This is a genomic window from Gimesia panareensis, from assembly GCF_007748155.1.
GTDB lineage: Bacteria > Planctomycetota > Planctomycetia > Planctomycetales > Planctomycetaceae > Gimesia > Gimesia panareensis.
On record NZ_CP037421.1, the window covers coordinates 3,094,302 to 3,118,681 of the forward strand.

General features: G+C 54.2%; 19 protein-coding genes. 9 read left to right on the forward strand and 10 right to left on the reverse strand.

Annotated features, from left to right (window positions below; genetic code table 11):
• Positions 1-81 precede the first annotated feature (81 nt).
• The 3 genes from Enr10x_RS11665 (at position 82) to Enr10x_RS11675 (ending at position 1,511) form a co-directional block, all read left to right on the forward strand.
• Entirely contained in the window at positions 82-639 is a 558-nt protein-coding gene (locus Enr10x_RS11665) for an FHA domain-containing protein (RefSeq protein ID WP_261343258.1), read from the forward strand.
• Between the two features lie 32 nt (positions 640-671).
• Positions 672-1,058, forward strand: a complete 387-nt coding sequence (locus Enr10x_RS11670) for a DUF4440 domain-containing protein (RefSeq protein WP_145107668.1) — start codon at positions 672-674, stop codon at positions 1,056-1,058.
• 69 nt (positions 1,059-1,127) lie between these two features.
• Positions 1,128-1,511, forward strand: a complete 384-nt coding sequence (locus Enr10x_RS11675) for a DNA-binding transcriptional response regulator (protein WP_145449180.1) — start codon at positions 1,128-1,130, stop codon at positions 1,509-1,511.
• Here Enr10x_RS11675 and Enr10x_RS11680 read toward each other — a convergent pair.
• The 6 genes from Enr10x_RS11680 to Enr10x_RS11705 all read right to left on the reverse strand — a co-directional run bounded on the left by Enr10x_RS11680 (position 1,508) and on the right by Enr10x_RS11705 (position 10,713).
• A complete protein-coding gene (locus Enr10x_RS11680; protein ID WP_145449182.1) occupies positions 1,508-3,304 on the reverse strand; it encodes an aspartate kinase in 1,797 nt (598 codons plus the stop codon). The two genes, Enr10x_RS11675 and Enr10x_RS11680, sit on opposite strands and share 4 nt — an antisense overlap.
• 243 nt (positions 3,305-3,547) lie before the next feature.
• Entirely contained in the window at positions 3,548-4,681 is a 1,134-nt protein-coding gene (gene murG, locus Enr10x_RS11685; protein ID WP_145449184.1) for an undecaprenyldiphospho-muramoylpentapeptide beta-N-acetylglucosaminyltransferase, read from the reverse strand.
• A gap of 79 nt (positions 4,682-4,760) precedes the next feature.
• Positions 4,761-6,149, reverse strand: a complete 1,389-nt coding sequence (gene ftsW / locus Enr10x_RS11690; RefSeq protein WP_145449186.1) for a putative lipid II flippase FtsW — start codon at positions 6,147-6,149, stop codon at positions 4,761-4,763.
• 241 nt (positions 6,150-6,390) lie between these two features.
• Positions 6,391-7,497, reverse strand: a complete 1,107-nt coding sequence (mraY, locus tag Enr10x_RS11695; protein WP_145449187.1) for a phospho-N-acetylmuramoyl-pentapeptide-transferase — start codon at positions 7,495-7,497, stop codon at positions 6,391-6,393.
• A 225-nt stretch (positions 7,498-7,722) separates the two neighbouring features.
• Positions 7,723-9,135, reverse strand: coding sequence for a UDP-N-acetylmuramoyl-tripeptide--D-alanyl-D-alanine ligase (locus tag Enr10x_RS11700; protein WP_145449189.1), 1,413 nt, complete (start codon positions 9,133-9,135; stop codon positions 7,723-7,725).
• Positions 9,136-9,171: 36 nt separating this feature from the next.
• Complete coding sequence (locus tag Enr10x_RS11705; RefSeq protein WP_145449191.1) at positions 9,172-10,713, reverse strand: UDP-N-acetylmuramoyl-L-alanyl-D-glutamate--2,6-diaminopimelate ligase; 1,542 nt, start codon at positions 10,711-10,713, stop codon at positions 9,172-9,174.
• A gap of 672 nt (positions 10,714-11,385) precedes the next feature.
• Here Enr10x_RS11705 and Enr10x_RS11710 point away from each other — a divergent pair.
• From Enr10x_RS11710 to Enr10x_RS11735, 6 genes are all read left to right on the forward strand, one after another.
• Positions 11,386-12,399: a DUF1559 domain-containing protein gene (locus Enr10x_RS11710; RefSeq protein WP_145449193.1), complete on the forward strand. Its 1,014-nt coding sequence runs from the start codon at positions 11,386-11,388 to the stop codon at positions 12,397-12,399.
• Positions 12,400-12,515: 116 nt separating this feature from the next.
• Positions 12,516-12,962: a hypothetical protein gene (locus Enr10x_RS11715; RefSeq protein WP_145449195.1), complete on the forward strand. Its 447-nt coding sequence runs from the start codon at positions 12,516-12,518 to the stop codon at positions 12,960-12,962.
• Positions 12,963-13,071: 109 nt separating this feature from the next.
• A complete protein-coding gene (locus Enr10x_RS11720; protein WP_145449197.1) occupies positions 13,072-14,400 on the forward strand; it encodes a PhoPQ-activated pathogenicity-related family protein in 1,329 nt (442 codons plus the stop codon).
• A 170-nt stretch (positions 14,401-14,570) separates the two neighbouring features.
• Positions 14,571-14,885 carry a hypothetical protein gene (locus tag Enr10x_RS11725; protein WP_145449198.1) on the forward strand — a complete coding sequence of 105 codons (315 nt, stop codon included), beginning with the start codon at positions 14,571-14,573 and terminating at the stop codon, positions 14,883-14,885.
• 337 nt (positions 14,886-15,222) lie between these two features.
• On the forward strand, positions 15,223-15,774 hold the full coding sequence (rimI, locus tag Enr10x_RS11730; RefSeq protein ID WP_145107639.1) for a ribosomal protein S18-alanine N-acetyltransferase: 552 nt from the start codon (positions 15,223-15,225) through the stop codon (positions 15,772-15,774).
• Between the two features lie 12 nt (positions 15,775-15,786).
• A complete protein-coding gene (locus tag Enr10x_RS11735; protein ID WP_145449221.1) occupies positions 15,787-18,381 on the forward strand; it encodes an excinuclease ABC subunit UvrA in 2,595 nt (864 codons plus the stop codon).
• A gap of 1 nt (position 18,382) precedes the next feature.
• Here the strand turns inward: Enr10x_RS11735 and uvrB are convergent, their stop codons facing one another.
• From uvrB to Enr10x_RS11755, 4 genes are all read right to left on the reverse strand, one after another.
• Entirely contained in the window at positions 18,383-20,431 is a 2,049-nt protein-coding gene (uvrB, locus tag Enr10x_RS11740) for an excinuclease ABC subunit UvrB (protein WP_145449223.1), read from the reverse strand.
• A 174-nt stretch (positions 20,432-20,605) separates the two neighbouring features.
• Entirely contained in the window at positions 20,606-21,589 is a 984-nt protein-coding gene (locus Enr10x_RS11745) for a segregation/condensation protein A (RefSeq protein ID WP_145449226.1), read from the reverse strand.
• Between the two features lie 352 nt (positions 21,590-21,941).
• The gene (locus Enr10x_RS11750) at positions 21,942-22,706 is read right to left on the reverse strand and encodes a gamma-glutamyl-gamma-aminobutyrate hydrolase family protein (RefSeq protein ID WP_232093337.1); all 765 of its coding nucleotides are present in this window, start codon (positions 22,704-22,706) and stop codon (positions 21,942-21,944) included.
• A gap of 447 nt (positions 22,707-23,153) precedes the next feature.
• Entirely contained in the window at positions 23,154-24,350 is a 1,197-nt protein-coding gene (locus Enr10x_RS11755) for an MFS transporter (protein ID WP_145449232.1), read from the reverse strand.
• Positions 24,351-24,380 lie beyond the last annotated feature (30 nt).

Below are 24,380 nucleotides of genomic sequence, written 5' to 3' on the forward strand. Positions count from 1 at the left end.
AGATCCTATAATGAACCTGAAATGAACAATTTCCCGTCGGAGAGTTTCTCCGGCGGGTTTTCTTATGTGTGGTTAAGCGTCATGAAAATTCGTCTGAGTCCTCAAAACGGGTCGAAGAAGCTGAAGTCGATGACACTCACGAAAACGACTTTGGTCGGCCGATCCGCCGACTGCGGCTTAAAACTCAAATCCGACCTGGTCAGTCGACATCACTGCAGGATCGTCCTGACCGAGTCCGTAGCGCTGGTGCACGACCTGGGCAGCTCCAACGGCACCTTCATCGATGGAAAAAAGCTGACCCCGAAGCGCGATACGAAACTTCTGCCGGGCAGTGTGCTTTCGATCGCTGATGTCAGCTTTCGTGTCGATTACGATCCGCAGGCGTTCGTGGACGTGGGCTCCACAATCAACCTGAAAAGCGTTGAAGATCTCCTGCCGGAAAACACCTTTTCATCCGCTTCAGATGATGTGATCCCCGTCGAAATCAACCTGCCGGAAAACCACGGGAAATCATCCGGGAAGAAGTCCAGCGAAACTGTGACGATCGACGAGTACAATCCGGATGCAGAAACTTCGGAAAATAAAAAGACGATTCAATTTCCAGAAATTGAATTAACGGATAAGATGGAACAGAGTTGATTTTCCTTTGTTACCAGAGCAGGAATCCAAACATGTCAGACAACGATGTACAAGAACTCTTGAAGTTAAACAAACAGCTTTTGGACTCCATCGATCATAAAGACTGGAACACTTACACCAGCCTCTGTGACGAAGAATTGACCTGTTTTGAACCGGAAGCCCAGGGGCACCTCGTCACCGGGATGGACTTCCATCGCTTCTACTTTGATATGAATCCGACAGGCAGACCACGGCAATCCACGATCAGCTCCCCCATGGTGTCGATCATGGGAGATGTCGCATTGGTGACCTACATCCGCGTAGTGCAGTCCATCGACGAACATGGTCACGACCACAGTGCCTCCTTTGAAGAGTCCCGCGTCTGGCAAAAACAGGAAGGCGAATGGCAGCACGTCCATTTCCATCGTTCAGCCATCTGACCTGTCATCCACTCTGGGTCTGCTGGTTTGACGAGAATCGGTCTGACCGAAACCCTCGATAGAGATAGTATGACCAACGATACAGAACCCCGATCCCAAATCGTGATTCTCTGCGCCGATCTGATGTTTCAGAGTCAGATCACAGGTGCCGCCCGTCTGCAGGGCTTTTCATTCAGCTGTGCCTTGAGTCTCTCGCAGGCGATCGGGCAACTCACCGATGAATTCCCGCAAGTGCTGATCATCGACCTGAACCAGCCGGAACTCGACTGGGAAGTATTGGCGGCGACGCTGCAAAAACATCCGCAGCTGACCAGCATCGCCTACGGTCCCCACATCGATACCGACAAACTGCAGCAGGCCAGGGACTCGGGCTGCGACCAGGTTCTGCCCCGCAGCCAGTTTTCAGCCAACCTGCCCCGAATTCTGAAGACCGCTCTTTCCCCGGACGATTAACCGAGGCTGAACTTTTCCAAGAGCCCCTGGTAGGCTTTCTCACCATCTGACAGAGCAACCACCGCGCTGATTCGGGTTTCGCTGGTGTTGATCATCTGAATGTTGACCCCCGCCTCTGCCAGGGCGCTGAACATCGACTGCCCCACTCCGGTATGACTCCGCAGTCCAATCCCGACCACGGACAGTTTCGCGATTTCGGCTTCATGGCTCAATTCCGCATCACCCCATTCCGAGAGCAGCGGCTGCACAAGTTTCAAACTTTTCTCCAGCGAAGTGCGCGGCACGGTGAAGGAGAGATGTGCCTGCTCGTCTTCCCCCATGTTCTGCACGATCATATCCACCGAAACACCCCCTTCTGCCACGACGGAAAACAGCCGCGAACAGATGCCAGGATTGTCCGGCAGATTCCTGACAGTGACCCGGGACTGGCTTTGATCGAACAGGACTTCGCTGACAACGATGTCTTCCATATGGGAGAGTTGATCGACGATCTCCTGTTCCAGGTCCGTCATTTCAGGATGAGACTCGCCCGCCTGTCCCCCCGTAGCAGAGGCTGCATTGGAAGCGAAGGCATAACTGGGCAAGCGGTCCAGTTCAAAACCGTTATGAATCACACGGACCGCTTCATCACACTGATTCCGGTCCACCAGTACGGTCACCTTGATTTCACTGGTGGTGATCATGCCCACGTTGATGTTGGCTTCTGCCAGAATCGAGAACATCCGGCTGGCCACACCGTAATGGTTCCGCATACCACTGCCGACGATTGAAACCTTGGACAGATTCGTCCCATGCTGAATCTTACCGGCACCAATGGCCTGAATCGCCTCGTCAGCCGCGGTCAATGTTTCTGCCAGATCGGATTGAGGTACCGTAAACGAAACCCGGGCCAGTCCCCCCGTTCCCACGTCCTGCACGATCATATCCAGGCAGATTTTTCGCTCTGCCATCCGGGCAAAAATACTGCTCATGATGCCGGGTTCATCCGGAATATCAGTCAGGCTGACGCGCACTTCATCCCGGACGAATGCCACGCCGGTCACGACCGGGGCACCCTCCAGCGGTTGGGCGGCAATCAGGGTGCCTTCACCATCGGAAAATGAAGGGCGTACTTTCAGGGGGACCTTGTATTTTTTCGCGAATTCAATCGACCGGGAATGCATCACGCCCGCTCCCAGGCTGGCCAGTTCCAGCATCTCATCGTAGGAGATGCTGTCCATCTGATGTGCTTCCGGAACAACACGGGGATCGGTGGTGAAGACCCCTTCCACGTCGGTATAAATTTCGCACATGTCGGCTTCCAGAACGGCTGCCAGTGCGGTCGCGGTCGTATCACTTCCGCCGCGTCCCAGCGTCGTAATGTTCCAGTCTTTGTCACGCCCCTGGAAACCGGCGGCGATTACGATCTTGCCTTCGTTCAGGGCGGTTTTCATCCGTTCGGTCGAGATGGAGATGATGCGGGCCTTGGTGTGCGAGGAGTCCGTCACCACACCAATCTGTGAACCGGTCAGGCTGATCGCTTCCACGCCCAGTTTGTGAATCGCCATCGCCATTAAAGCGACCGACTCCTGTTCGCCGGTAGAAAGCAGCATGTCCATTTCCCGGGGAGTCGGGTGATTGGTGATTTCAGCAGCCAGGCCGACCAGCTCATCCGTTTTTTTCCCACGGGCACTGACGACCATCACGACCTGATGCCCCGCCTGATGCATGGCGGTCGCACGACGGGCAGCTGCCTGAATTTTGCTGGTATCAGCGACACTCGTTCCACCGAATTTCTGGACAATGAGCGACACGTCTCGTCTCCGTTTCTCTAAACTTCTGATTCAAAAGAACTTGAACGGGGTTCCCCTGCAGGACACGTTCTCCCCGGGAGCTAGAAAGGTAACAAATCCCCTCTCTTTCGTGAATCAACAGGCTGTGGCGATTCCGTAAAACCTGGAAAACCCCGGAAAACAGGCGGATTCTGACAGTTCCACCACCACAATTCACAACACAGCACCAGGAGCTCGCCCCGACATATCCATAAGTACAGACATTCAATCTGCGGTCAGAGCCAGAATTTCCTGAGCCACCCGACTCGCGGCTTCAGGGAGTGCCAGTCTCCGCATTGCCGCAGACATCTCTTGCCGTTTCACGGAGTCGTTGAGCAGATTCACAACCGCAGCCTGCAGCAGCCGAAGGGTCCCGGCAGAATCAGCTGTCTGTTCCACCAGCAGAGCCGCTCCCTGTGACTCATAAAAACGGGCATTGATCAGCTGGTGATCTCCTATCGAATTCGGATAGGGAATCAACACCGTCGGGCAGCCCGTGCAGGCCAGCTCAGCCAGGGTGGTCGCTCCCGCTCGCGATATGACGAGATCCGCACGTGGATACCATAGCGACAAGTCATCAAAAAATGGCTTCACCGTTACCTTCAGATCCGGATCCGTTTCCTGAAGTCGACGATAGACCTGAGTCGCCTGTTCCCAGTCTGACTGACCTGTCTGATGGACGACATGCAACTGGGGGGGCAGGACCTGACGATCCTGCTCCAGTAACGACAACACTGCCTGATTGACGGCTTCCGCCCCCTGACTGCCTCCCAGAATCAATAACAGTGTCTCTTCCGATTCTGTCTGCCGACTGCCCGCAGTTTCAATGATCCGCTCGCGTACGGGATTGCCGGTAAAGACAACGCGGGGCACCTCTGATCTCTGTCGAGGAAGTCGGGTTTCGGCGAAAGAGGTACAAACCACACTCGCGCGGGAAAACAGAAACCGGTTCGCCCGTCCGGGAACGATGTTCTGCTCCAGCAGGACGATCGGAATTCTCAACCAGGCTGCTGCCAGAATCACGGGGACACTGGCAAAGCCTCCCAGACCGATCACCACAGCGGGCCGTTCTGTTTTGAGGACCTGCTTCGCCTTCAGAAACGCACGGCTGTTATTCCAGAAAAATCGCCAGGGAGCCCGTCTCAAATCATTACTGGGAGAGGAAGTCAGCCCGAGGTGCCGGTAGCCCGAGCTTTCAATAATCTGCTGTTCCACAGGTCGATTGGAACCAATAAACGTGATCGAGAAGTTCCCCAGTGATGCGAACTGGTCAGCAACCGCAATCCCGGGGAGCAGATGACCGCCCGTCCCACCGCCGGCAAAAATGAGGGGTTGTTTCTCGGGACTGGTTCGGGTCATGGTGGTGCAGGCCAACTGAAATGAAGTTCAAACTGAGATCAGACAACCCAGCATAGAACAAGCGGCTGAAAAATCCCAGTCATTCTTTTTCCAGCTCTTCATCCTCGTACTCTTCATCTTCGAACTCTTCATCTTCGAACTCTTCGTCTTCGGACTCTTCATCTTCGGACTCTTCGTCTTCGGGCTCTTCGTCTTCGGGCTCTTCGTCTTCGGGCTCTTCGTCTTCGGGCTCTTCGTCTTCGGGCTCTTCGTCTTCGGGCTCTTCGTCAGCTTTAAGTGCTGTTTGAGGTAAATCTGCTGCCGGCTCAGACTCCTCATCGTGATCCAGGGTTGGATCAATCAACAGACTTTCGTCTGCCTCCGAACGAGTTAAGCTGACGATAATGCCCAGCGAGAGCAGGCTGACCATCAGATTGGTTCCGCCATAGCTGATCAAGGGATGTGAAATCCCCTTGGGGGGCACCATCGCTGTGACGACCGCCACATTGATGATTGCCTGCAGTACCAGTTGCAACAGCAGCGTGAAACCGACGACGTAGGCAAAGGATTTCTGGTTCTGGGAACGCAGGATATTGAAACCAGCCAGAAACAGGCCGAGCCACAGTCCAACAATGCCCAGGGTTCCAATGAGTCCCAGTTCTTCACCGGCCACGGAAAACACAAAGTCCGTATTCGCCTCGGGCAGGAAACTCAGTTTCTGTGCCCCTTTTCCCAGACCAGAACCACTGATCCCACCGGCTCCCAGTGCCATCAGGGATTGTTTCAACTGATAAGGCGCCGATTGCCAGTTGGTCCAGGTATCGATAAAACCGCTGATCCGCTTCATCTGATAGGGACGCAATGCGACCAGCGTCCCAACCGCTGGAATGGCGCAGAGTAAACCGATCACAAAATTGCGAAGCGGCCAGCCTCCCAGAAACAGCGCCAATGTAACGCCCCCCACCAGAAAGAGTGAGGTTCCCAGGTCAGGCTGCTTCAACACCAGGGGAATGACGAGCAGCAGCGGGAGGAGCAGGGGGATCGTTCCTTTCCACCAGTGACGCAACTTTGCCCTGCGCCGCACCATCAGACGAACTGTCAGCAGAGGCAATGCAATTTTCGCGAGTTCGGAAGGCTGTAACGAGACCGGCCCCCACCGCAGCCAGCGTTGTGCCCCATTCACCCGCGTCCCGATCCCCGGGATGAGTACCACTACCAGCAGGACCACCGTCCCCCAGAAGAGCAGGGGCGCGCGTTCATACCAGAACCGAGCCGGCAGCATGGAGGCCACTGAAGAGACCACCACGGCCAGCGCCAGAAATGTCAGGTGCCGTGAGAGGTAAACCTGCTCGAACTCGGTCGGCCAGGAGGTAATGCTGGCACTGTGCACCATCAGCACCCCGATCCCCAGCAGCGCACAGGCCATCGAAATGAACAGGCTGCGATCATGGTCGGGCTGAGTTTGCGGCAGGAGTGATGAAGGTTTCATAATGCAATCTCAAAGATGACAAGGTACAACATCTCTGAAATCGTCTTAAAGAACAGCGTCCCACCAACGGTAACCCCGTTACCAGATCTTGATTTAGAAACATTCCTGACCGGCACGAATCAGCTGACAAAACCGTGCTAACAGGCCTTTGCCTGACCGCACCGGTTTTACGGATCACTACATTCCGCAGATCTGTCAACAAGCCGCCAGACTGATTGAGCCACACTGGAGCGGATGCTGGTCAAGTCGCGATTTTGAGGCTGGCGACAGCGATGATGGCCAGCAGAGCGGAACAGATCCAGAAACGCACCACGATCTTCATCTCATGCTCGCCTTTGAACAGGAAATGATTGTGCAGCGGACTGCAGGCCAGAATGCGGTTTCCGGTCCGCTTAAACCAGAAGACCTGCAGCATCACGCTCAGGGTTTCCACAACAAACACACCACCGGCAATGACCAGCAGTGCTTCCTGGCGGATCACCAGGGCGGCAAAGCCGAGCAGGGCGCCTAACGGCAGCGAGCCGGTATCGCCCATAAAGACCTGGGCCGGATAACAGTTAAACCACAGGAATCCGAGCACCGCGCCGACCGCGGCTCCTAACAGAATACTCAATTCTCCTGAGCCCGGAATGTACGGAATCTGCAGGTACTCTGCCATCACCTTATGGCCTGCCAGATAGGTCAGCCCGGCGAAAGCAGAACCGGCAAAGACCATGCAACCACTGGCCAGTCCATCCAGACCATCAGTCAGGTTGACCGCATTGGAGCTTCCAGTCATCACCAGCATCGACCAGGGAATGAATAGAATCCCCAGCGGAAAAACGAGACGGGTGACCGGCATAATCAGATCCAGTCCCTCAGGCACAGCCTTCTGACTGAAATACAGGACGGCCCCGATCGCTGCGGAAAAGAGCAGTTGCACCATCAGCTTCTGACGCGGCTTCAGTCCATTCTGCTGCGTACTCAGCTTGATCCAGTCATCGTAGGCCCCCAACAGGGCAAAGCCCGTCGCTGTTAACAGTCCCAGTTGCACATACCGACTGGAAAGATCGGCCCACAGGAGCCCGGAGATCAGAATTGCCCCGACAATGAAGATCCCCCCCATCGTGGGAGTCGCATTTTTGGACGCATGAATTTCATTCAGCTTTTCCGAGGCGCTGTCAATCCGCTCCCGAAACCGTTTTTCCAGCCAGCGGATGGCCAATGGTCCGAGCAGGATCGCGATCAGAAATGACGACAGGCTGGCCAGGGCAATGCGTGCGGTCAGAAACACACGCGAATCACCAGTGGAGAGGACTTCGAGTTGTTCCAGCAGTGGAGAAAAATGATTCAACAGCCAAATGATCATGCAGTTTTTTTCTCACCTGGGAACGGGATCTCATTCATTTCAATATCGTATTTTAAAAAGAGGCCGGGCGCCGAGACCCCAATCCCGACGCCCGGAAAGATTTCACCATGTTACAGCATTGGAGTGATCGACCCAATGAATCACAAATTCCGGTGCTGATTTGTCCGCCGAAACGGACGCGCTCTGGATTCCCGCAAACCCGAAGCACATGGTGAAATCACAACGTTAGACACATGAAATATTCTTTTCTCCCTCGGTGACCTGCTCTGAAACCTGCTGTTGGAGATAATCGATCAGCCGTTCCATTCGCATGCCACGGGAACCTTTGACTAAAACCACATCTCCCGGTTCCAGCCGGGAGTATACTTCTGCTTGAATCTCTTCGATATCAACTCCCTGGACCACACGGCCCGCAGGGAACTGGTTTTCCACAGCGCCGGCGACGACAGCTGTTGCCTGTTCGCCACACACAAACAGCCATTCAATGGGAGAACCGGCAATCTTTTTCCCGATCTCATAATGGTAGCTGGCAGAGTCCGGCCCCAGTTCCAGCATATCGCCCATCACCAGAACCCGCTTACCGGTTGTGGGCCATTCGCTGAGCAGTTCACAGGCCGCCCGCATGGAGACAGGACTCGAATTGTAAGCATCGTCCACAACGGTCCAGTCCCCGATCAGTTCCACATGACAGCGACCACGCACTGGCTGGAAGGCACGCAAACTGTCCGACAGTTCCTGACTGGTCAGACCCAGAATTTTTCCGACGGCGATTGCGATCAGAGCCGGGTAGACAAAATGCTTGCCGACCACCGGAATGACGAACTCCGTCCCTTCCACGTGAAAGGTCAGTCCCGACTCTCCCCGGTGGACTCCTGCAGCACGCAGATCATTGTCATCACTTAACCCCACCCGGAAAGCGGGTGCCGGGCTGCGTGAGACCAGAAAGTCCGCGTAGCGATCATCTCCATTGACAATTGCCAGCCCCGAGGCAGGCAGTTGCTCGAACAATTCCGCTTTCGCTTCTGCCGTGCATTGCAGCGTACCGAAATGTTCCAGATGGGAAGGACCAATCCCTGAAATGACTCCAATCTCAGGACTGGCGATCTGTGCCAGCTTCCGAATTTCACCCGTTTGGGATGCGCCAAGTTCCAGGACCGCGTACTGATGTTGTTTCTCGAGCTGCGCGATGCTCAGAGGCACTCCAAATTCATTATTGTAATTGGCAGGGCTCTGGACGCCTTTCAGATAAGGTGCCAGTGCCGAATGGATCATGTTACGGGTAGTCGTCTTACCGATACTCCCGGTCACCCCGATCACCGTAGCTGTCTGCTGCCGGCGATACCAGTGGGCAAACCCGGCCAGCGCCTGATTCACATTGTCTACAACCAGCAATGGTGCGGAACTGTCATCGGCAACGGCGCCCTGTTTCACGACGCAGGCAGTTGCCCCCTGCGAGAGGGCCTGGCCAACGAATTGATGACCATCCTGTCGTTTCCCCTGAATCGCAAAGAACAGATCGCCCGGCTGCACCGTTCGCGAATCGATCGAGATCCCGGCAACGTCAGCGGCTGCAGAATCGATGTTCATCGATCTGCCTTGCAGCACCTGACTGAGCGTTGTGAGAGAGAGATGATCCATGACGATTTTACCTGACGTGATCCTGTCAAAAATGGTTTAGGCAGAAACTTTCTGTGAATCGGAAATACTTTGCCCCGTGAGATATTGTTCGACAACGTGGCGGTCGCGGAAGGGAATTTTCCGGTCGCGCAAAATCTGTTCGCATTCATGACCTTTGCCGGCAATCAGCACCAGATCTCCTGGCCCGGCTTCTGCCAGCGCGAATTCAATGGCCGCTTTGCGATCTTCGATCAGTTCCGGCGTCACTCCCTGTGACTGGCAACCCGCGGCAATGGCTTTCATGATCTGAAACGGATCTTCACTGCGGGGATTGTCGCTGGTAATGATGACGCGATCCGCTTCGCTGCCTGCCACTCCCAGCAGACTGCGTTTCGAACTGTCACGATCTCCACCGGCACCGAAGACACAGAACAGACGCTGACCACAAACCTGTCGGGCAGAACGAATCGCATGCCTCAAGGCATCATCGGTATGTGCATAATCGATCAGGACCGTATAAGTCTGTCCGCAGTTCACCTGCTCCATCCGACCGGGGACATTTTCCAGGGCTGTAATTCCCGCCACAATTTCTGCCAGTGACAGTCCCAGCCCCAGACAGACAGCCGTCGCCGCCAGGCAGTTAGAGACATTATGCTGACCGATGAGTGTTGTTTTCACAGGTAGTGCCGTCTCTCTGAAAACGATTTCAAACTCCGTACCGGCAGCCGATTCTCGCACAGCCCTCGCCTGCAGATCCGCTTCCGATTTGAGTCCGTAGGTCAGCAGTGTTTGAGTTGACTGCACTGCTTCTGCCATGGAGCGACAGATGGGATCATCACCGTTGAGCACCAGTGTCCCATCGGCTTTGAGATGCTCGATGATCCGGGCTTTGCAGGCTGCATAATTTTTCAGATTCTGATGATAGTCAAAATGGTCCTGAGTGACATTCGTGACTGCTCCTACCGCCAGTTCCGTACCTGCCAGGCGGCTCTGATCCAGGGCATGGCTGGAGACTTCCATCACCGCATGCGTCACTCTGTTTTTAACCATCGCTGAGAGCAGTTCTGACAGTTCCAATGCGTCCGGTGTCGTCAGCGAGGAAGGGCGGGAAGTCTTGCCGTCATGATATTCGACCGTTCCAGACAACCCGGTTTTGCGACCGGCACTCTGTAAGATTGACCTGACCAGCCAGCTGACCGTTGTCTTTCCATTCGTCCCGGTAATGCCCACCGCATCCAGTTGCCGCGAGGGACGATCTGCCAGTTCCGAGCAGAGGATTGCGTAAGCCTTGCGTACGTCAGACACGATGCATTGGGGGACTTCCAGCCCGGTCAGCGGTCGCCCCGTCAAAACCGCCTTGGCTCCATTTCGGATTGCCTCGGGTATATATTTCTCGGCCGATTCGTTCGTGCCTGCAATCACCACGAACAGATCGCCCGACTGACAACGCCGACTGTCGGCCTGCAGGGAGGTCACGCAAATATCTGCACAGTCCACAAAACTCGCGGAGGGAAATTGCGATCTCAAGCTGATGGCAATCGTCCCTGGCGACAAGCTCAACGATGAAGATGACATGGATGTGAGGTAAGAACCATGCATTTCAGTAAAACCAATGTGTGAAAGGAGCGGCAAGAAGTATGCTGTGATGTAAAGGTGGTCGAAAACCAGTGTCAGCCGGATCTGGCTGAGGGATGTGACTTGAAGTGATTTAAGGGTCGTGTCTTTGAAGTGGGGGCATTCTCCTGATTCTTAAAATCTGGTCAAGCCGGGATAGGCAAAAAAATGCCGTGACGCTGGAGACTTGTAATTATTACACTCCCGGACAGGCATTTTTTCTACTGGCACTCGTTTGAAATGAGCTCACCACTCAGCGGTCGAGACTGTTGCTGAACCAGAATCTCAACCCCGAGTTCATTCAGCCTGGCCCCGATTTTGCTTTGCCATTCTTCACTGCATCTACCCTGAAAATTAAAATTAGTATTTTTACCTATTTCATAGATAATGATATGGATTGTGAATTCTCCGAAGGGTATGCTGGTTAATTATCAGATACCTTCAAACCCACGTCTCAACTATCTGGTAGTAAACGAAAACCTGACTTTTAAGGTTAACTTCAAACTGCAAGTTCTTGCCAGCAACCTCAACCAAAAGGTGGATAGAGGTCTGCTGAATATAAAACAGAAGAGATCTCTCTTAGATGGAGAATGTAATCTTACGCTGATATTCCCTGGATCCCGTTATTCATTTCGCTGTGCTTAAGGAGAAAAGAGGATGAAACTGAACTCGCGCCCAAAAAAAGGTTTTACTCTGATTGAGCTACTTGTCGTCATTGCGATTATTGCCATTTTGATTGCACTTCTGCTGCCAGCAGTCCAACAGGCCCGGGAAGCTGCCCGCCGATCCACTTGTAAAAATAACATGAAGCAGTTGGGACTGGCTTTCCACAACTACCATGACACGCACAGCTCATACCCCTTTGCCTGGTTCCTGGATCCAACAAATCTGTCCAACCCCAAAGCTGGATGCTACGGCATCATGTTGCTCCCTTACCTTGATCAGGCTCCTCTGTACAACAAGTGGAACTCTTCTTTTCCTGCCCTGAATGAATTAGCCGTTTATCCCCAGGTCGCACAAAACCTGACAGTCATCGCCACGCCGCTCCCCGTATTCATGTGCCCCTCAACCCCTGAAGCGACGAAGCATGACTACGACCTCACCCCGGCCGGTTTCCCGCTGACCTGGACGGCAGCGCGTTCTGACTACGGTCCTGCAACTGGTGTACGTGGCGACTTCTCCAGCATTGCCTACACCGGCCATCCTTCACCTTCCAGCCGCAGCGGAATCCTGACCTTTGTTGGTGTTGATACTTCTGGATCGCCAGGCGATGGCATCACCAAAATTCGCGATGTGATCGACGGCACCTCTAATACCATTCTGCTCGGGGAACGGGTTGGCGGGACCAATATCTACAGCGGTACGACCCTCAATCCTACTCTGACAGCAGCCCTGGGATCGACCAACGGGGGCGGCTGGGGAGACTTCCTCAGTGGCGAACACTGGTATTCAGGATCGCTGCGCGACGGAACGTCCACCAGCGGAAACGGTGGCCCATGTGCGATTAACTGCAGCAATGGACGCAGCACCGGCTTTTTAAGCTTTCACGTCGGAGGCGCGCATTTCCTGATGGGCGATGGTGCTGTACGGTTCCTCAGCCAGAACATCGACGCTTACACACTGGCATCACTCTCCACCCGTGCCGGTGGTGAAATAGTTGGTGAATTCTGATCAATCTGATCAGTTTCCACAAAACAGGGTCAAAGCCAGGCGCCAGGCACACACAGGCGCCTGCGCTATGGCCGGAACACCATCCTCACTGAACCAGTAATTCTTGAGAAAGCTCCATGAAACGACTGAACCTGCTTTCCCTTTATCTTTTTTTCAGTTTTATCTCACTGGCTGCCTGCAGCAGTGTGGAAGAACCTTACACCAAACAAACCTTTCCTGTGAAAGGAAAAATCACTGTCGACGGCCAGGACCCCGGCTCTCCGATCCAGATCAAATGCATCAACAAGGGGACAGTTGACGAAGAACACCCGACCATCTCCGGGGGATTAACCCAGAACGACGGCAGCTTTGAACTTTCCACTTACACCAGTGGTGACGGCCTGCCTGCGGGTGACTATGCATTGACCTTTGAATGGAAGAAACTCGATCTGATGACCCGCAGTTACGGCGGACCGGATAAGCTGAAGAAACGCTATAACGACCCCAAGAAACCTAAGATCGAATTCAGCGTCAAAGAAGGAGACCCCATTGACCTGGGCGTCATTGAGCTGACAACGAAATAGCACACGAAACAATCGCGACTACAATCCTCTGCGACCAAAGCGACCGGGAGAATATCCTCCAGCCCTCCCGGTACGCCGGTCACCTGTGAATAAAAACTGGAATCAAACCATGACACGTAGAGCCTTCACGTTCCTGTTACTGTTATTACTCACAACCACCACTCATGCAGCAGAAAACATCAACCTGCGTGCAAAACCTCCGGAGGCAAAGGAAGTCCCCGAGGCCTTCTTCAACTACATCAAAAAAGAAGAGCCGGAATACAAGTGGGAAATTCACGACTCGCTGTCGCATGATGGCGTCACGGCTTACCCGGTCGAACTGACGTCACAAACCTGGCAGGGCCATACCTGGAAACACTGGCTCTACATCTTTGAGCCTGACCAGGTGCAGATCAACAACAAGGTATTGCTGTTTGTTACGGGGGGCAGCAATGGTTCCCGCCCCAGTGAAAAACGGCTCCAACCAGCCTTCATGCTTGCGAAAACCACCGGAGCCCGCATCGCCTTACTGACTCAGGTCCCCAATCAACCCTTGTTTGAAGGTAAAAAAGAAGACGACCTGATTACGGAAACCTGGCTGCGCTACCTGAAAACAGGAGATGAAAACTGGCCTCTCCTGTTTCCCATGGCGAAAAGTGCCGTCAAAGCCATGGATGCCATCCAGGAAATCGCCCGCGAACACCGTAACGTTGAAATTGACGGCTTCGTCATCACCGGGGCCTCCAAACGGGGCTGGACCAGCTGGCTGACCCCGGTTGTGGACAAGCGGATTATTGCTACCGCTCCGATCGTGATCGACACACTGAATTTTCGCAAGCAGATGAAACATCAGATCAACACCTGGGGGAAATACAGTGTCCAGATCATCGACTACACCAGTAAAGGTCTGATCGTCGAGGGGGAAGAATCCGCCCGGGAAAAACACCTGCGTCTGATGATGGATCCTTACACTTACCGCCATCAGCTGACACTTCCCAAGCTGCTGATCAACGGCACCAATGACCCCTACTGGGTTGTGGATGCGATGCAGTTCTACTGGTCCGACCTGGTCGGCCCCAAGTACATCCTGCAGGTGCCCAATGCCGGCCATGACCTGGGCAATGGGGTCGAATACGCCCTGCAGACCATCGCCGCCTTCTTTCTGCATGCAGCGACCGGCAAAGAGCTGCCGAACATAACCTGGGACAACAGCAGTGCTTACGAACTCAAACTAACCTGTGCCAGTAAACCGACCCGGGTCAGGGTCTGGAGTGCCTATTCCGATGACAAAGATTTTCGCGACGCCAAATGGACGTCGCAGGATGTGACTTCCGACAAAGATGTCTATCTGGCAAAAATAAACAAACCAGACAAAGGCCATGTCGCTTACTACATGGAAGCCATCTACACCATCAACAAAATCCCTTATTCCCTCTGTACAATCACCACCTCAAAGTGACCTGAAATTCAATGGGGGAAGGAGGAATCCTTTTTTAAAAATCTTCAGAAGAAGATTTGCTTTTCATCTTTCGGTCCATCTAATCAATGTTAAGATAAAAGGTGAGGACAGGCCCGCTGATTAACATAGTGATGGAACGAATTAGTACTGGTGGTGAAAGGAACAACCACATGAAAAGCAAATCTCTCCCCCGAACGTCACAACCTCTTCCCGCAAAATCCGCATCTCGTATTGCACCTCGCAGTTTTGAGGCTCCTCACGCGCTGGAATGTGAAATCAAACACGCTCTGGCAATTGACGCTGATGTCTGCCTGAATTCACTGGTCGTACGTCGTACGAAAAATGGTGTCTGCCTGGAAGGGGTTCTCGAATTTGACGATGAATGCCCTGATCTCTGCAAACGAATCCAGGCTCTGACCGGAGTCGAAGAAGTCATCAATCACATGGTGATGAAACGCCGGATGCCGATTCCTCCCAAAGGCTGATCAAGGCCTGCTGTAGAGTGAATTTGATATGACCAGTTACAACTGGACAGGTCAGTATCTGCGCAAATCCACTCCTGCACGTTTCTGTTTTCATTAAAAAAAACAAAAATTCCTCTGTGCGCCGTTTTCGACTTCTGATAAGTTTCGCGAATCAACCTCGCTGTTTCTGGCGTCATCAACATTGATTCACGTCTTCAATCATGACCCATGATTACCGGCGCCCAGGCTAACTTTTACCGTCATCATTTTTCGATCCAGCTGCTGTCTGATTCAGGATGAAGCAGGACACCAGTTGCAGGAACTTATTGAAGCACTTATCAGTAGCAGGAAGGCCACTATGAGTCTCAATCAACCATCCAATCAAGACTTAATGGTTCAAATTCGCTGGCTTATTCGCAGAGACATGCCAGAGGTTCTCCGCATCGAAGAAGAAAGCTTTGAATACACCTGGTCCGAAGAGTATTTTCTCAGTTGCCTCCGACAGCGGAACTGCATTGGCATGGTCGCCGAGCATAACCACCAGATCGTGGGCTTCATGATTTATGAACTGCATAAATCCATGATCCAGGTGCTGAACTTTGCTGTCGCTCCCGAATTCCGCCAGCAGGGGATTGGACGGCAGATGGTGCAACGGGTCATCGACAAGCTCTCGCAGCAACGTCGGCGGGAAATTGTCCTGGAAGTCCGTGAAACCAACCTGCCAGCACAGCTGTTCTTCCGGAAAATGGATTTTCGCGCGGTTTCCGTGCTGCGGAACTATTTTGAAGATGCCGGCGAAGACGCCTACGTCCTGCAGTACCGTCTGCAGCGCACCGAACAGGATTTTGCCCCCGGACTGTCTCCCAAAAACCGGATCAGCAATTACCTGGACGCCTCAGACGCTGCCTGAAACTGACAGCATATGACTGAACCTTCGCCCGGCGCATCATTCGAAAACCCTGACACGCCTGCGGTCCAGTTGCGCGGCGTTCGCGTTCACAACCTGAAAAACATCCAACTCAATCTGCCTCTGCATCAGCTGGTGACGATCTGCGGCATCAGCGGTTCCGGTAAAACCAGCCTTGCCTTTGACACGCTTTATGCAGAAGGACAACGACGCTACCTCGAAACGCTCTCCCCGGCAGCACGTCAGTTTATCCACCAGCTGCCCAAACCGGATGCAGATCAGATTACCGGGATCCCGCCGACCATTGCTCTCAAACAGAATGTCGGCAGACATGCCTCTACCAGCAAAAGCCGGGAACCGACTGTGGGCATCGAGTCAGGAATCCAGAGCTATCTGCGCCTGCTGTTCACCTCACTCGGACTGGTCATCTGCCCGAAATGCCAGATCCCCGTGACTCCTCAATCTCCCGAATCCGTACTGGCCTTCATCAAAACCCTGCCTGAATCGACCCGCTTCCAGATCTGCTTCCCCCTGGTACCCGGTTCTGTAAATTCAACCGAAAAACTGCTGAAAGAGCTGATCCAACAGGGGATGACGCGCGCCATCATCGATCAGCAAACCTGTAAACTCGACGATCCGGATACGCAACTCCCCGATGCAGGTCCCTGCCTGATCGTGCTCGATCGACTGAGCACGGGAAAAATGGATGATCAGCGGATCCTGGAAAGCGTGGAACTGGCCTTTGAAGAATCTGCAGGATCGGCGGTCTTGCTGACAGCAGATCCCCCCGCCAGCCAGACACCGGGCCCCCTCTTTCCCGTAGACCAGACAGACTGGCATCGCTTTGATTTTTTTAACAGCCTGATCTGCTCTCAATGCCAGCAGTCCTTTCTGTCCCCCGAACCACAACTATTCAACTTTTTCAGTCAGACAGGAACCTGTCCCGTCTGTCAGGGCACGGGCTCTGATCCACAACTGGGAGAACGCGTTTGTCCTGCATGCCAGGGAAGCCGACTCAATCCCACGGCGCTGGCCGTCCGGATCCAAGACGTCAACATCCACGAACTCGGGCAGCAACCCATCCAAGACATCGCCAGCTGGCTGGGAGCACTCGACGCAGGACCAGCATTCTCCTCGCTGATCCGAGAAATCTCGGAGCGACTGACCACTCTGGAAGCCCTGGGGATCAGCTATCTGACACTCAACCGACGCCGTTCCACACTCTCCAGCGGGGAACTCCAGCGAATTGCCCTGACTGCCGTTCTTAGCTCCAACCTGGTCAATACTCTCTACGTGCTGGACGAACCCTCTTCCGGTCTGCACTCTGCTGACAGACAGCGGGTGATCTCAGTTCTACGTCAACTGCGAGACCTGAATAACAGCCTGGTGATAGTAGAACACGATGCCGAATTCATTTGCGCTGCCGACCACATTATCGAATTGGGACCGGGTGCCGGCAAAGCAGGAGGGGAACTGGTCTTTCAGGGGACATTTTCAGAACTGCAACAGTCAGCTGGCTCCCCCACCAGCCAGTTTCTCAAAGCGTCTCACTCCAGCGAATTTCAGCCTCTGTCAGGTAAACCGGCCAGCGGAGCGATCTCGCTCAGGGGGTGCACCCGCAACAACCTGCAGAACCTGTCAGTGACTTTTCCACTGGGACAACTCTGTGTTGTCACTGGGATCAGCGGCAGCGGCAAAAGCAGCCTGGTAGAACAGACACTTTTCTCCAGCCTGGTTGCGGAACTGACAGCAGACCCCGCCTCGAAACCTGACACCTGTTATGAATCCCTCACCGGGGCGGACCAGATCGATGAAGTCGTACTGCTGGACCAGGCGCTGACAGGCCAGACGCCCCGCAGCATCCCCGCGACTTACCTCAATCTATTTGATGAGATCAGATCGATCTTCGCCCAGACTGCGGATGCCCGGCTGCGAAATCTGACGGCCAAAGACTTCAGCTTTAACAGCAAAAACGGAGGCCGCTGCCCTGAATGCAAAGGGACCGGCTTCATTGAAATCGACCTGCAGTTTCTGGCGGACCTGACCATGGTCTGCCAGTCCTGTCATGGTCAGCGCTACCAGAGAGAACTGCTGGAGATCAAATATCGCAAGCTGAATATTGCGGAAGTCCTCGAAATGACCGTCGATGAGGCATTCCCGTTTTTCCGGGGACAGGCGGCGCTGCAGAAGAAATTAAAGCAGTTGAAGGATGTCGGACTGGGGTACATTCCACTGGGACAGCCGCTTCCCTCCCTGTCCGGCGGTGAATGTCAACGACTGAAACTGGCAGCCTACCTGACGACCAGCAGCCGCAAGAGGACCCTGTTTCTGATGAATGAACCGAGCAGGGGACTGCATCCGCTCGATATTCAGTATCTGCTCAACTGCTTTGAATACCTGCTGACTGCAGGACACTCGCTGATCCTGATCGAACACAACCTGCAGCTCATCCAGGTGGCCGATCACATCATTGACCTGGGACCGGGAGCCGGGGACCAGGGAGGCCAGATCGTCGTCACAGGCACACCAGCGGAAGTCGCTGAAAATTCCGCATCCCTCACCGGGGCAGCCTTGAGACAACTGGTTTCCGGAAACGAATCGGAAAGCTGAATCAGCGTCTACGGCGCTGACGTTTTCCTTTTTTGCCGCCCCGGCTGGATGATTTCCCGGTCGACGACTTCGTCGCTTTGCCGCCTGACTTCTTCAGTTCATCAATCCGGTCCCGTAACAGGGCAGCCCGTTCGAACTCCAGCTGCTCCGCGGCTTCGAGCATTTCACTCTCCAGTTCGTTGAGAAATTCCTGGGTGATGTACTCCGACTCATCAGAGAAGCCGACCGATTCCCGTACAAACTGTCGGGCCTCGACCTCTTCCTCGATGCCGCGTTTGATTGCCTTTTTAATCGATTCCGGAGTAATATTGTGCTCGCGGTTGTACTCTTCCTGAATCGCGCGGCGGCGTTCAGTTTCTTCAATCGCGCTTTGCATGCTGGGAGTCACCCGATCGGCATAGAGAATCACCTCGGCATTCACGTGCCGGGCCGAACGACCGATCGTCTGAATCAGACTCGTTTCACTGCGCAGGAAGCCTTCCTTGTCGGCATCCAGGATCGCCACCAGCGAGACCTCGGGAATGTCCAGGCCTTCACGCAACAGGTTGATCCCGACCACCACATCATATTTCTGTTCGCGGAGCCCTCTCAAAATTTCGACCCGCTCAAACGCATCCAGTTCGGAATGCAGCCAGGCACAGCGGATCCCCTCTTCCTGAAAGTAGGAGGACAGATCTTCCGCCAGCCGTTTGGTCAACGTGGTGACCAGCACCCGTTCATTGACGGCAACCCGCTTGAGAATCTCCTCTTTCAGATGCGGCACCTGTCCCCGGGCCGGGACGATACGAATCACAGGATCGATCAACCCCGTCGGGCGAATCACCTGCTCGACCACTTCGCCTTCCACACGCTGCAACTCCCAGTCACCGGGGGTTGCAGAAACAAACACGGTCTGCCTGCGGCGCTGATTCCACTCCTCGAAGGTCAGCGGTCGATTATCCAGGGCCATCGGCAGCCGGAAACCGTGATCTACCAGATTCGTTTTGCGCGAGCGGTCCCCGGCGAACATGGCCCGAATCTGCGAGACTGTCACATGGGATTCATCGACAAACATCAGAAAGTCATCGGGAAAGAAGTCGAGCAGGGTATCCGGCGGAGAGCCCGGCTTCCTGCCTGCCAGCGCACGACTGTAATTCTCGATCCCCGGACAGAAACCGACCTCTTCCAGCAATTCCATATCGTAGCGAGTCCGGGCACTGAGCCGTTGTGACTCCAGTAATTTCCCTTCGCTCTGCAAGACCGCCAGCCGTTCGTCGAGTTCTTCCTGGATCTCCTTGATGGCCGACTCAATCCGTTCCTGAGGCAACACGAAGTGCTTCGCGGGATAAATGTAAGCTTCCTTCACGGTCCGCAATACTTCACCAGTCAGAGGATCGATGATCGCCAGGTTTTCGATTTCATCTCCCCAGAACTCGATCCGGTAGGCGAATTCCTCGTAGGCCGGCCAGCATTCGACCACATCCCCGCGCACCCGGAATCGGGCCCGCGCCAGTTCGACATTGTTCCGGTCATACTGGATATCCACCAGCTTCCGCAGCATTTCGTCCCGGTCGATCTCCTCTCCCACCCGGAGCGGGATCATCATCTCCAGGTAATCCTTGGGCGAACCCAGACCGTAAATGCAGCTCACACTGGCGACCACGATCACATCGCGTCGACTGACCAGTGCACTCGTTGCCAATAGACGCAGCCGGTCGATTTCATCGTTGATCGAAGCATCTTTTTCAATGTAAATGTCACGTTGGGGAATATAGGCTTCCGGCTGGTAATAGTCGTAATAGCTCACAAAGTAGGTGACCGCGTTATTCGGGAAGAACTCTTTGAATTCTGAATACAACTGTGCGGCCAGCGTTTTATTGTGTGAGAGCACCAGAGCCGGTCGGCCCAGTTCCGCGATCACATTCGCCATCGTGAAGGTTTTACCCGACCCCGTGACCCCCAGCAGAACCTGGTCCGACTTTCCTTCTTCGATCCCTTTCACCAGACCAGCGATGGCACTGGGCTGATCACCCGAAGGTTGAAAGTCACTCTGCAATTGAAACACGGACATGGTCGTTCTGCTCTCTGAATGCTGCCTGCGCGCCCGTCCTGTCACTACAGTGGCGCGTAAATCATCTTCTGTTCTGGAAGATATTGTAGAGCATCCGTGTGCTGTGGACAAAGGGCCCGGTCGATTCACCGGGAAAGATCATCAGATCCAAGTCAGGACACCTGATAAAAGCACTCAGGCCTCTTGCGGTGGCGGCTCAAAATCCGTGTCATCTCCGTTTTCAGAGTCCGGCGGTCCGTTTTCAACAGGCTCCGATTCCAGGGCAGCGGTTGTTTCACCCGGTGCTTCAGGTGTCGATTCCTCAGTCTCCAAAAGCGTCTCTGCTTCGGTTGAAGCTTCAGCGACCGTCTCTGCATCAGCAACTTCGGAGCTTGTGGCCTCAGCTTCAGGGACCTCAGACTCGGTAGTCCCCTCTGCTGCTTCCGACTCGGGCAGGGGAGCCTTGACCCAGATTTCGCCATAGTCTTCCGGCTGATCGGCACGAAAATGATGATGACGGAGCAGTTCCAGGATCGCCAGGAAGATCCCGGTAATCCGGCTACGCAGTTTTTCGCCTTCGAAGAATGCACTGAAAGCGACCTGACCTTCCTCACGCACACGTGCTCCGATTCGCTCCACGTAGGTCGAAATCGGAGTATCGTCGTAGGTGATGCTGGACTCTTCTTCGACCTCTTTGCGTTTGACCACGCGGGCCAGCGCACTGACCAGATCCCAGAGTTCGACTTCCTTGATGAGATCCTCGGCGGGATCTTTGCCTGTTTTGGGGCGTTCGTCTGAAAGTCGCGGGTAACGCTCCTGCCATTCGGCGGCGTGTTCTTCCAGTGCGTTGGCGGCGTCTTTGAACTTCTTGTATTCGAGCAATTGCTGGATCAGATCACTGCGGGGATCATCAATGACTTCCGCGATCTCTTCCTCTTCGGCCCGGGGCAGCACCATCCGGCTCTTGATCTCTGCCAGTGTGCTGGCCATAACCAGAAAGTCGCCCACCAGATCCAGATCGATCAGCTCCAGCACATCCAGAAACTCGTTGAAGGAGGCCGTAATGGTCGCGACGGGCAGGTCCAGAATGTCCAGTTCATTCCGTCGGATCAGGTACAGCAACAGGTCCAATGGACCACTGTATATCTGCAGGTCGACCTTATATTGGGCAGTCGTCATAAGCTTGGTTCGGGCTCTGTCAGGCAAAACTGCGTTCGCAACTTCGCCGTAAACGGTTCTCTGTCAGCGGGTTATGATACTTCTTCGAGATTCACCGGAACGCGATGGTTCGTCAGTCTTCGCGCACACCTGGTGGATAATATCGTTATCGTCAGATTAACCGTCATATATTGAAACTATTGAAACTTTCCCCAGCCCCGACCCGGAAAAGAAAAATCGGCAAGTCCTAATGACTTGCCGATTTTGATTCATCGATTTTCGATGACACAAAGCTGAGGCACCCTTGAATACTCGAACCGATTCCATCCTGAAAAAACGGTTTCGAGAAGTGCATCCGCGATCAGCCAGTGGATCACGCAGCTTTGCGGACAGGCATTTGCAGAATTTGTGGTTCCGGCTCTTCGCAGGCAGCCAGAAAGTTTTCGAAGACCTGCATATCCAGTGCGGAGGCAGAATGATTCTGCGGGTGCCATTGCACGCCGACACAGAACCAGTCTTCATCAGGCACTTCGATGGCTTCGATCACTCCATCAGGGGCAGTCGCTGAAACCACAAACATTTTGGACACATATTTCACAGCCATATGATGCTGGCTGTTCACCCGGATTTCTCCAGGACCATACATTTTATCGACACGGGTACCAGGTACGATATCAATGATGTGACGCAGATTGGCTTCGACACCATCACGGTGGTACATGGCACCAGCGACATCTTCAGTCACATGCTGATGCAGTGTTCCGCCGCCGATCACATTCATCAGTTGCATGCCGGCTCCGATGGCCAGCAGGGGCATTTTCATTTCCATGGCCATGGTGCAGACGCGACGGTCAAAGTCTTCGCGACGCAGCGGCATAGCGCGGGAAGCGGGGTGTTTTTCAAAGCCCAGTCGAATCGGATCCAGGTCCAGGGCACAGCCGGAAAGGACCAGTCCATCCAACTGTTCCAGCATCTGTTTCAAATCGTCGTCATCGGCCAGCGGGGGAACCATGATGGGAATACCACCGGCATCTGTCACTGAGTCATAATAGCCGGTGTAGAACCAGCTCAGGGCCTGTGTTTCTTTCTGCTCAGGGCGAAAGTCTCCGGTAATTCCGATCAGAGGTTTTTTTGACATCGATTCCATCCTTCACTTCAGTGCACTTCCTGTGCGGTCAAAAAAGGGCGGGGAGGTAACGGGATATCCCCAAAATCCGGGGACCGAAGTAAGCAAAGCGGTACGCTATCGAAGTGCGTTCGAGCGGATGAATCATCCCCCCTGTCGAACGAATAGAAAATAGAATCCATTCTCTTCTAGCGGTCCGTTCCTTCGGTCCGTCGGGGACTGAATTTCGTCAGTCCGTTTGAATGATGGCTGTGAATCAGTTTGAATCATTCAAGTGGGGGGATCTTAGTACCACGCCTGCAGGCTGTCCAGCGAATCGATCATTTTGAGCGAATATTTTTTCAAGTCGTGGATCAGACACCATATCTTGTACTATGTCAAATCCGTTCACCTCAAATATTGCCTCAAACCGACTTTTGGCCCTTGCGGGAGGGGATTTTTCCGCACCTATCAGTCCGGTCAGGCCGTCTCGAGTGTGTCGGACTGCGGCTCAGGCTGCTTCGACAGGGCCGGTAACAGCGTCGCCCCCACGGCAGCCAGCAGCAGGCAGGGAATGATGGCATGAAAGGCCAGCTGCGGTTTTCCCAGTGCGACAAAATGACTCGTAATTTTCGCCTGAATCATCCCGCCGCCTCCCCAGGCCATGCCCATCGTAATCGCCGATGCGACGCCGCCCCCCTTGGGAAACAGCTGATGAGAATACGAAACCATCGCGGGACTCGTGCCCCATAACACGAGACCACAGGGAACCAGCAGCAAGGTCATCAACCACAGCGGGCAACCTTCCCAGCCGAGCGCCAGCATCAAGGGAATCCCCAGCAGCGGACAGGCAATCATGAATGCTTTTTCATGTCCCGATTTGAAACGGAATGCCATCAATAGCATGCCGGCACTGGCGGAAAACAGAAAGACCGACTGCACCATTCCGATCTGAAACGCCGATACATTCTGATCCTTGAGGATAAAGGAAATCAACTTATCCATCGCCATGTTGGGCACCAGGCGTAGAGAACAGACCATGAACAGAAACAGCGCCCAGAAGATTTTCCCTTCCAGCATGTGATAGAGCGACTGAGGCTTCTTACTCCGATCGCGTTCGAACAGTTTCGCGGGCGGTTTTCCCACAAAATGCAGCACGAGGATCAGTCCCGCATACAAGGGGGCCAGCAGCCAGACACTGGCCAGCCCCCAGGTGGAAACGATCGCACCACAGGCAATGGGCCCCAGCGCAAGTCCCATCGCACCGCCAAACATGAACAGCGACAGACTCCGCGTACGGCGCTCCGGAATTAATGAACCGGCCACCACGGCGGCTTCCGGATGAAAGGAGCCGATGCCGACTCCGCCCAACAACAGCGCTACGCACAACACCGTCACATCGGGAGCGGGTCCCACCAGGGGCATCATCACAGCCCCGAGCACAGGTCCGATCCACAGGATGGAAGGAATCGGGTAGCGGTCGCGAATGTATCCGAAGACCGGCTGTGCCAGCGAGGAGGCCAGGGCGTGAATGGTCAGCACCAGGAACAGTGCGTTTTCCGAAAGCGAATGCACCCGCTCCAGTTCCCCCCAGAGAGGGCCGACTACAATCGCCGAGGCATCAACGATGATGTGCGTGAGTGTCAGACAAATCAGGCAGCGATAGGCGTAGGACATTTTCAGACAGAATTTCGAGGCAGGGGATCA

Coding starts and splice junctions, on each gene's coding strand:
- Enr10x_RS11665 (WP_261343258.1), top strand. CDS start 82: ATGAAAATTCGTCTGAGTCCTCAAAACGGGTCGAAGAAGCTGAAGTCG.
- Enr10x_RS11670 (WP_145107668.1), top strand. CDS start 672: ATGTCAGACAACGATGTACAAGAACTCTTGAAGTTAAACAAACAGCTT.
- Enr10x_RS11675 (WP_145449180.1), top strand. CDS start 1,128: ATGACCAACGATACAGAACCCCGATCCCAAATCGTGATTCTCTGCGCC.
- murG (WP_145449184.1), bottom strand. CDS start 4,681: ATGACCCGAACCAGTCCCGAGAAACAACCCCTCATTTTTGCCGGCGGT.
- ftsW (WP_145449186.1), bottom strand. CDS start 6,149: ATGAAACCTTCATCACTCCTGCCGCAAACTCAGCCCGACCATGATCGC.
- mraY (WP_145449187.1), bottom strand. CDS start 7,497: ATGATCATTTGGCTGTTGAATCATTTTTCTCCACTGCTGGAACAACTC.
- Enr10x_RS11700 (WP_145449189.1), bottom strand. CDS start 9,135: ATGGATCATCTCTCTCTCACAACGCTCAGTCAGGTGCTGCAAGGCAGA.
- Enr10x_RS11705 (WP_145449191.1), bottom strand. CDS start 10,713: ATGCATGGTTCTTACCTCACATCCATGTCATCTTCATCGTTGAGCTTG.
- Enr10x_RS11710 (WP_145449193.1), top strand. CDS start 11,386: ATGAAACTGAACTCGCGCCCAAAAAAAGGTTTTACTCTGATTGAGCTA.
- Enr10x_RS11715 (WP_145449195.1), top strand. CDS start 12,516: ATGAAACGACTGAACCTGCTTTCCCTTTATCTTTTTTTCAGTTTTATC.
- Enr10x_RS11720 (WP_145449197.1), top strand. CDS start 13,072: ATGACACGTAGAGCCTTCACGTTCCTGTTACTGTTATTACTCACAACC.
- Enr10x_RS11725 (WP_145449198.1), top strand. CDS start 14,571: ATGAAAAGCAAATCTCTCCCCCGAACGTCACAACCTCTTCCCGCAAAA.
- rimI (WP_145107639.1), top strand. CDS start 15,223: ATGAGTCTCAATCAACCATCCAATCAAGACTTAATGGTTCAAATTCGC.
- Enr10x_RS11735 (WP_145449221.1), top strand. CDS start 15,787: ATGACTGAACCTTCGCCCGGCGCATCATTCGAAAACCCTGACACGCCT.
- uvrB (WP_145449223.1), bottom strand. CDS start 20,431: ATGTCCGTGTTTCAATTGCAGAGTGACTTTCAACCTTCGGGTGATCAG.
- Enr10x_RS11745 (WP_145449226.1), bottom strand. CDS start 21,589: ATGACGACTGCCCAATATAAGGTCGACCTGCAGATATACAGTGGTCCA.
- Enr10x_RS11750 (WP_232093337.1), bottom strand. CDS start 22,706: ATGTCAAAAAAACCTCTGATCGGAATTACCGGAGACTTTCGCCCTGAG.
- Enr10x_RS11755 (WP_145449232.1), bottom strand. CDS start 24,350: ATGTCCTACGCCTATCGCTGCCTGATTTGTCTGACACTCACGCACATC.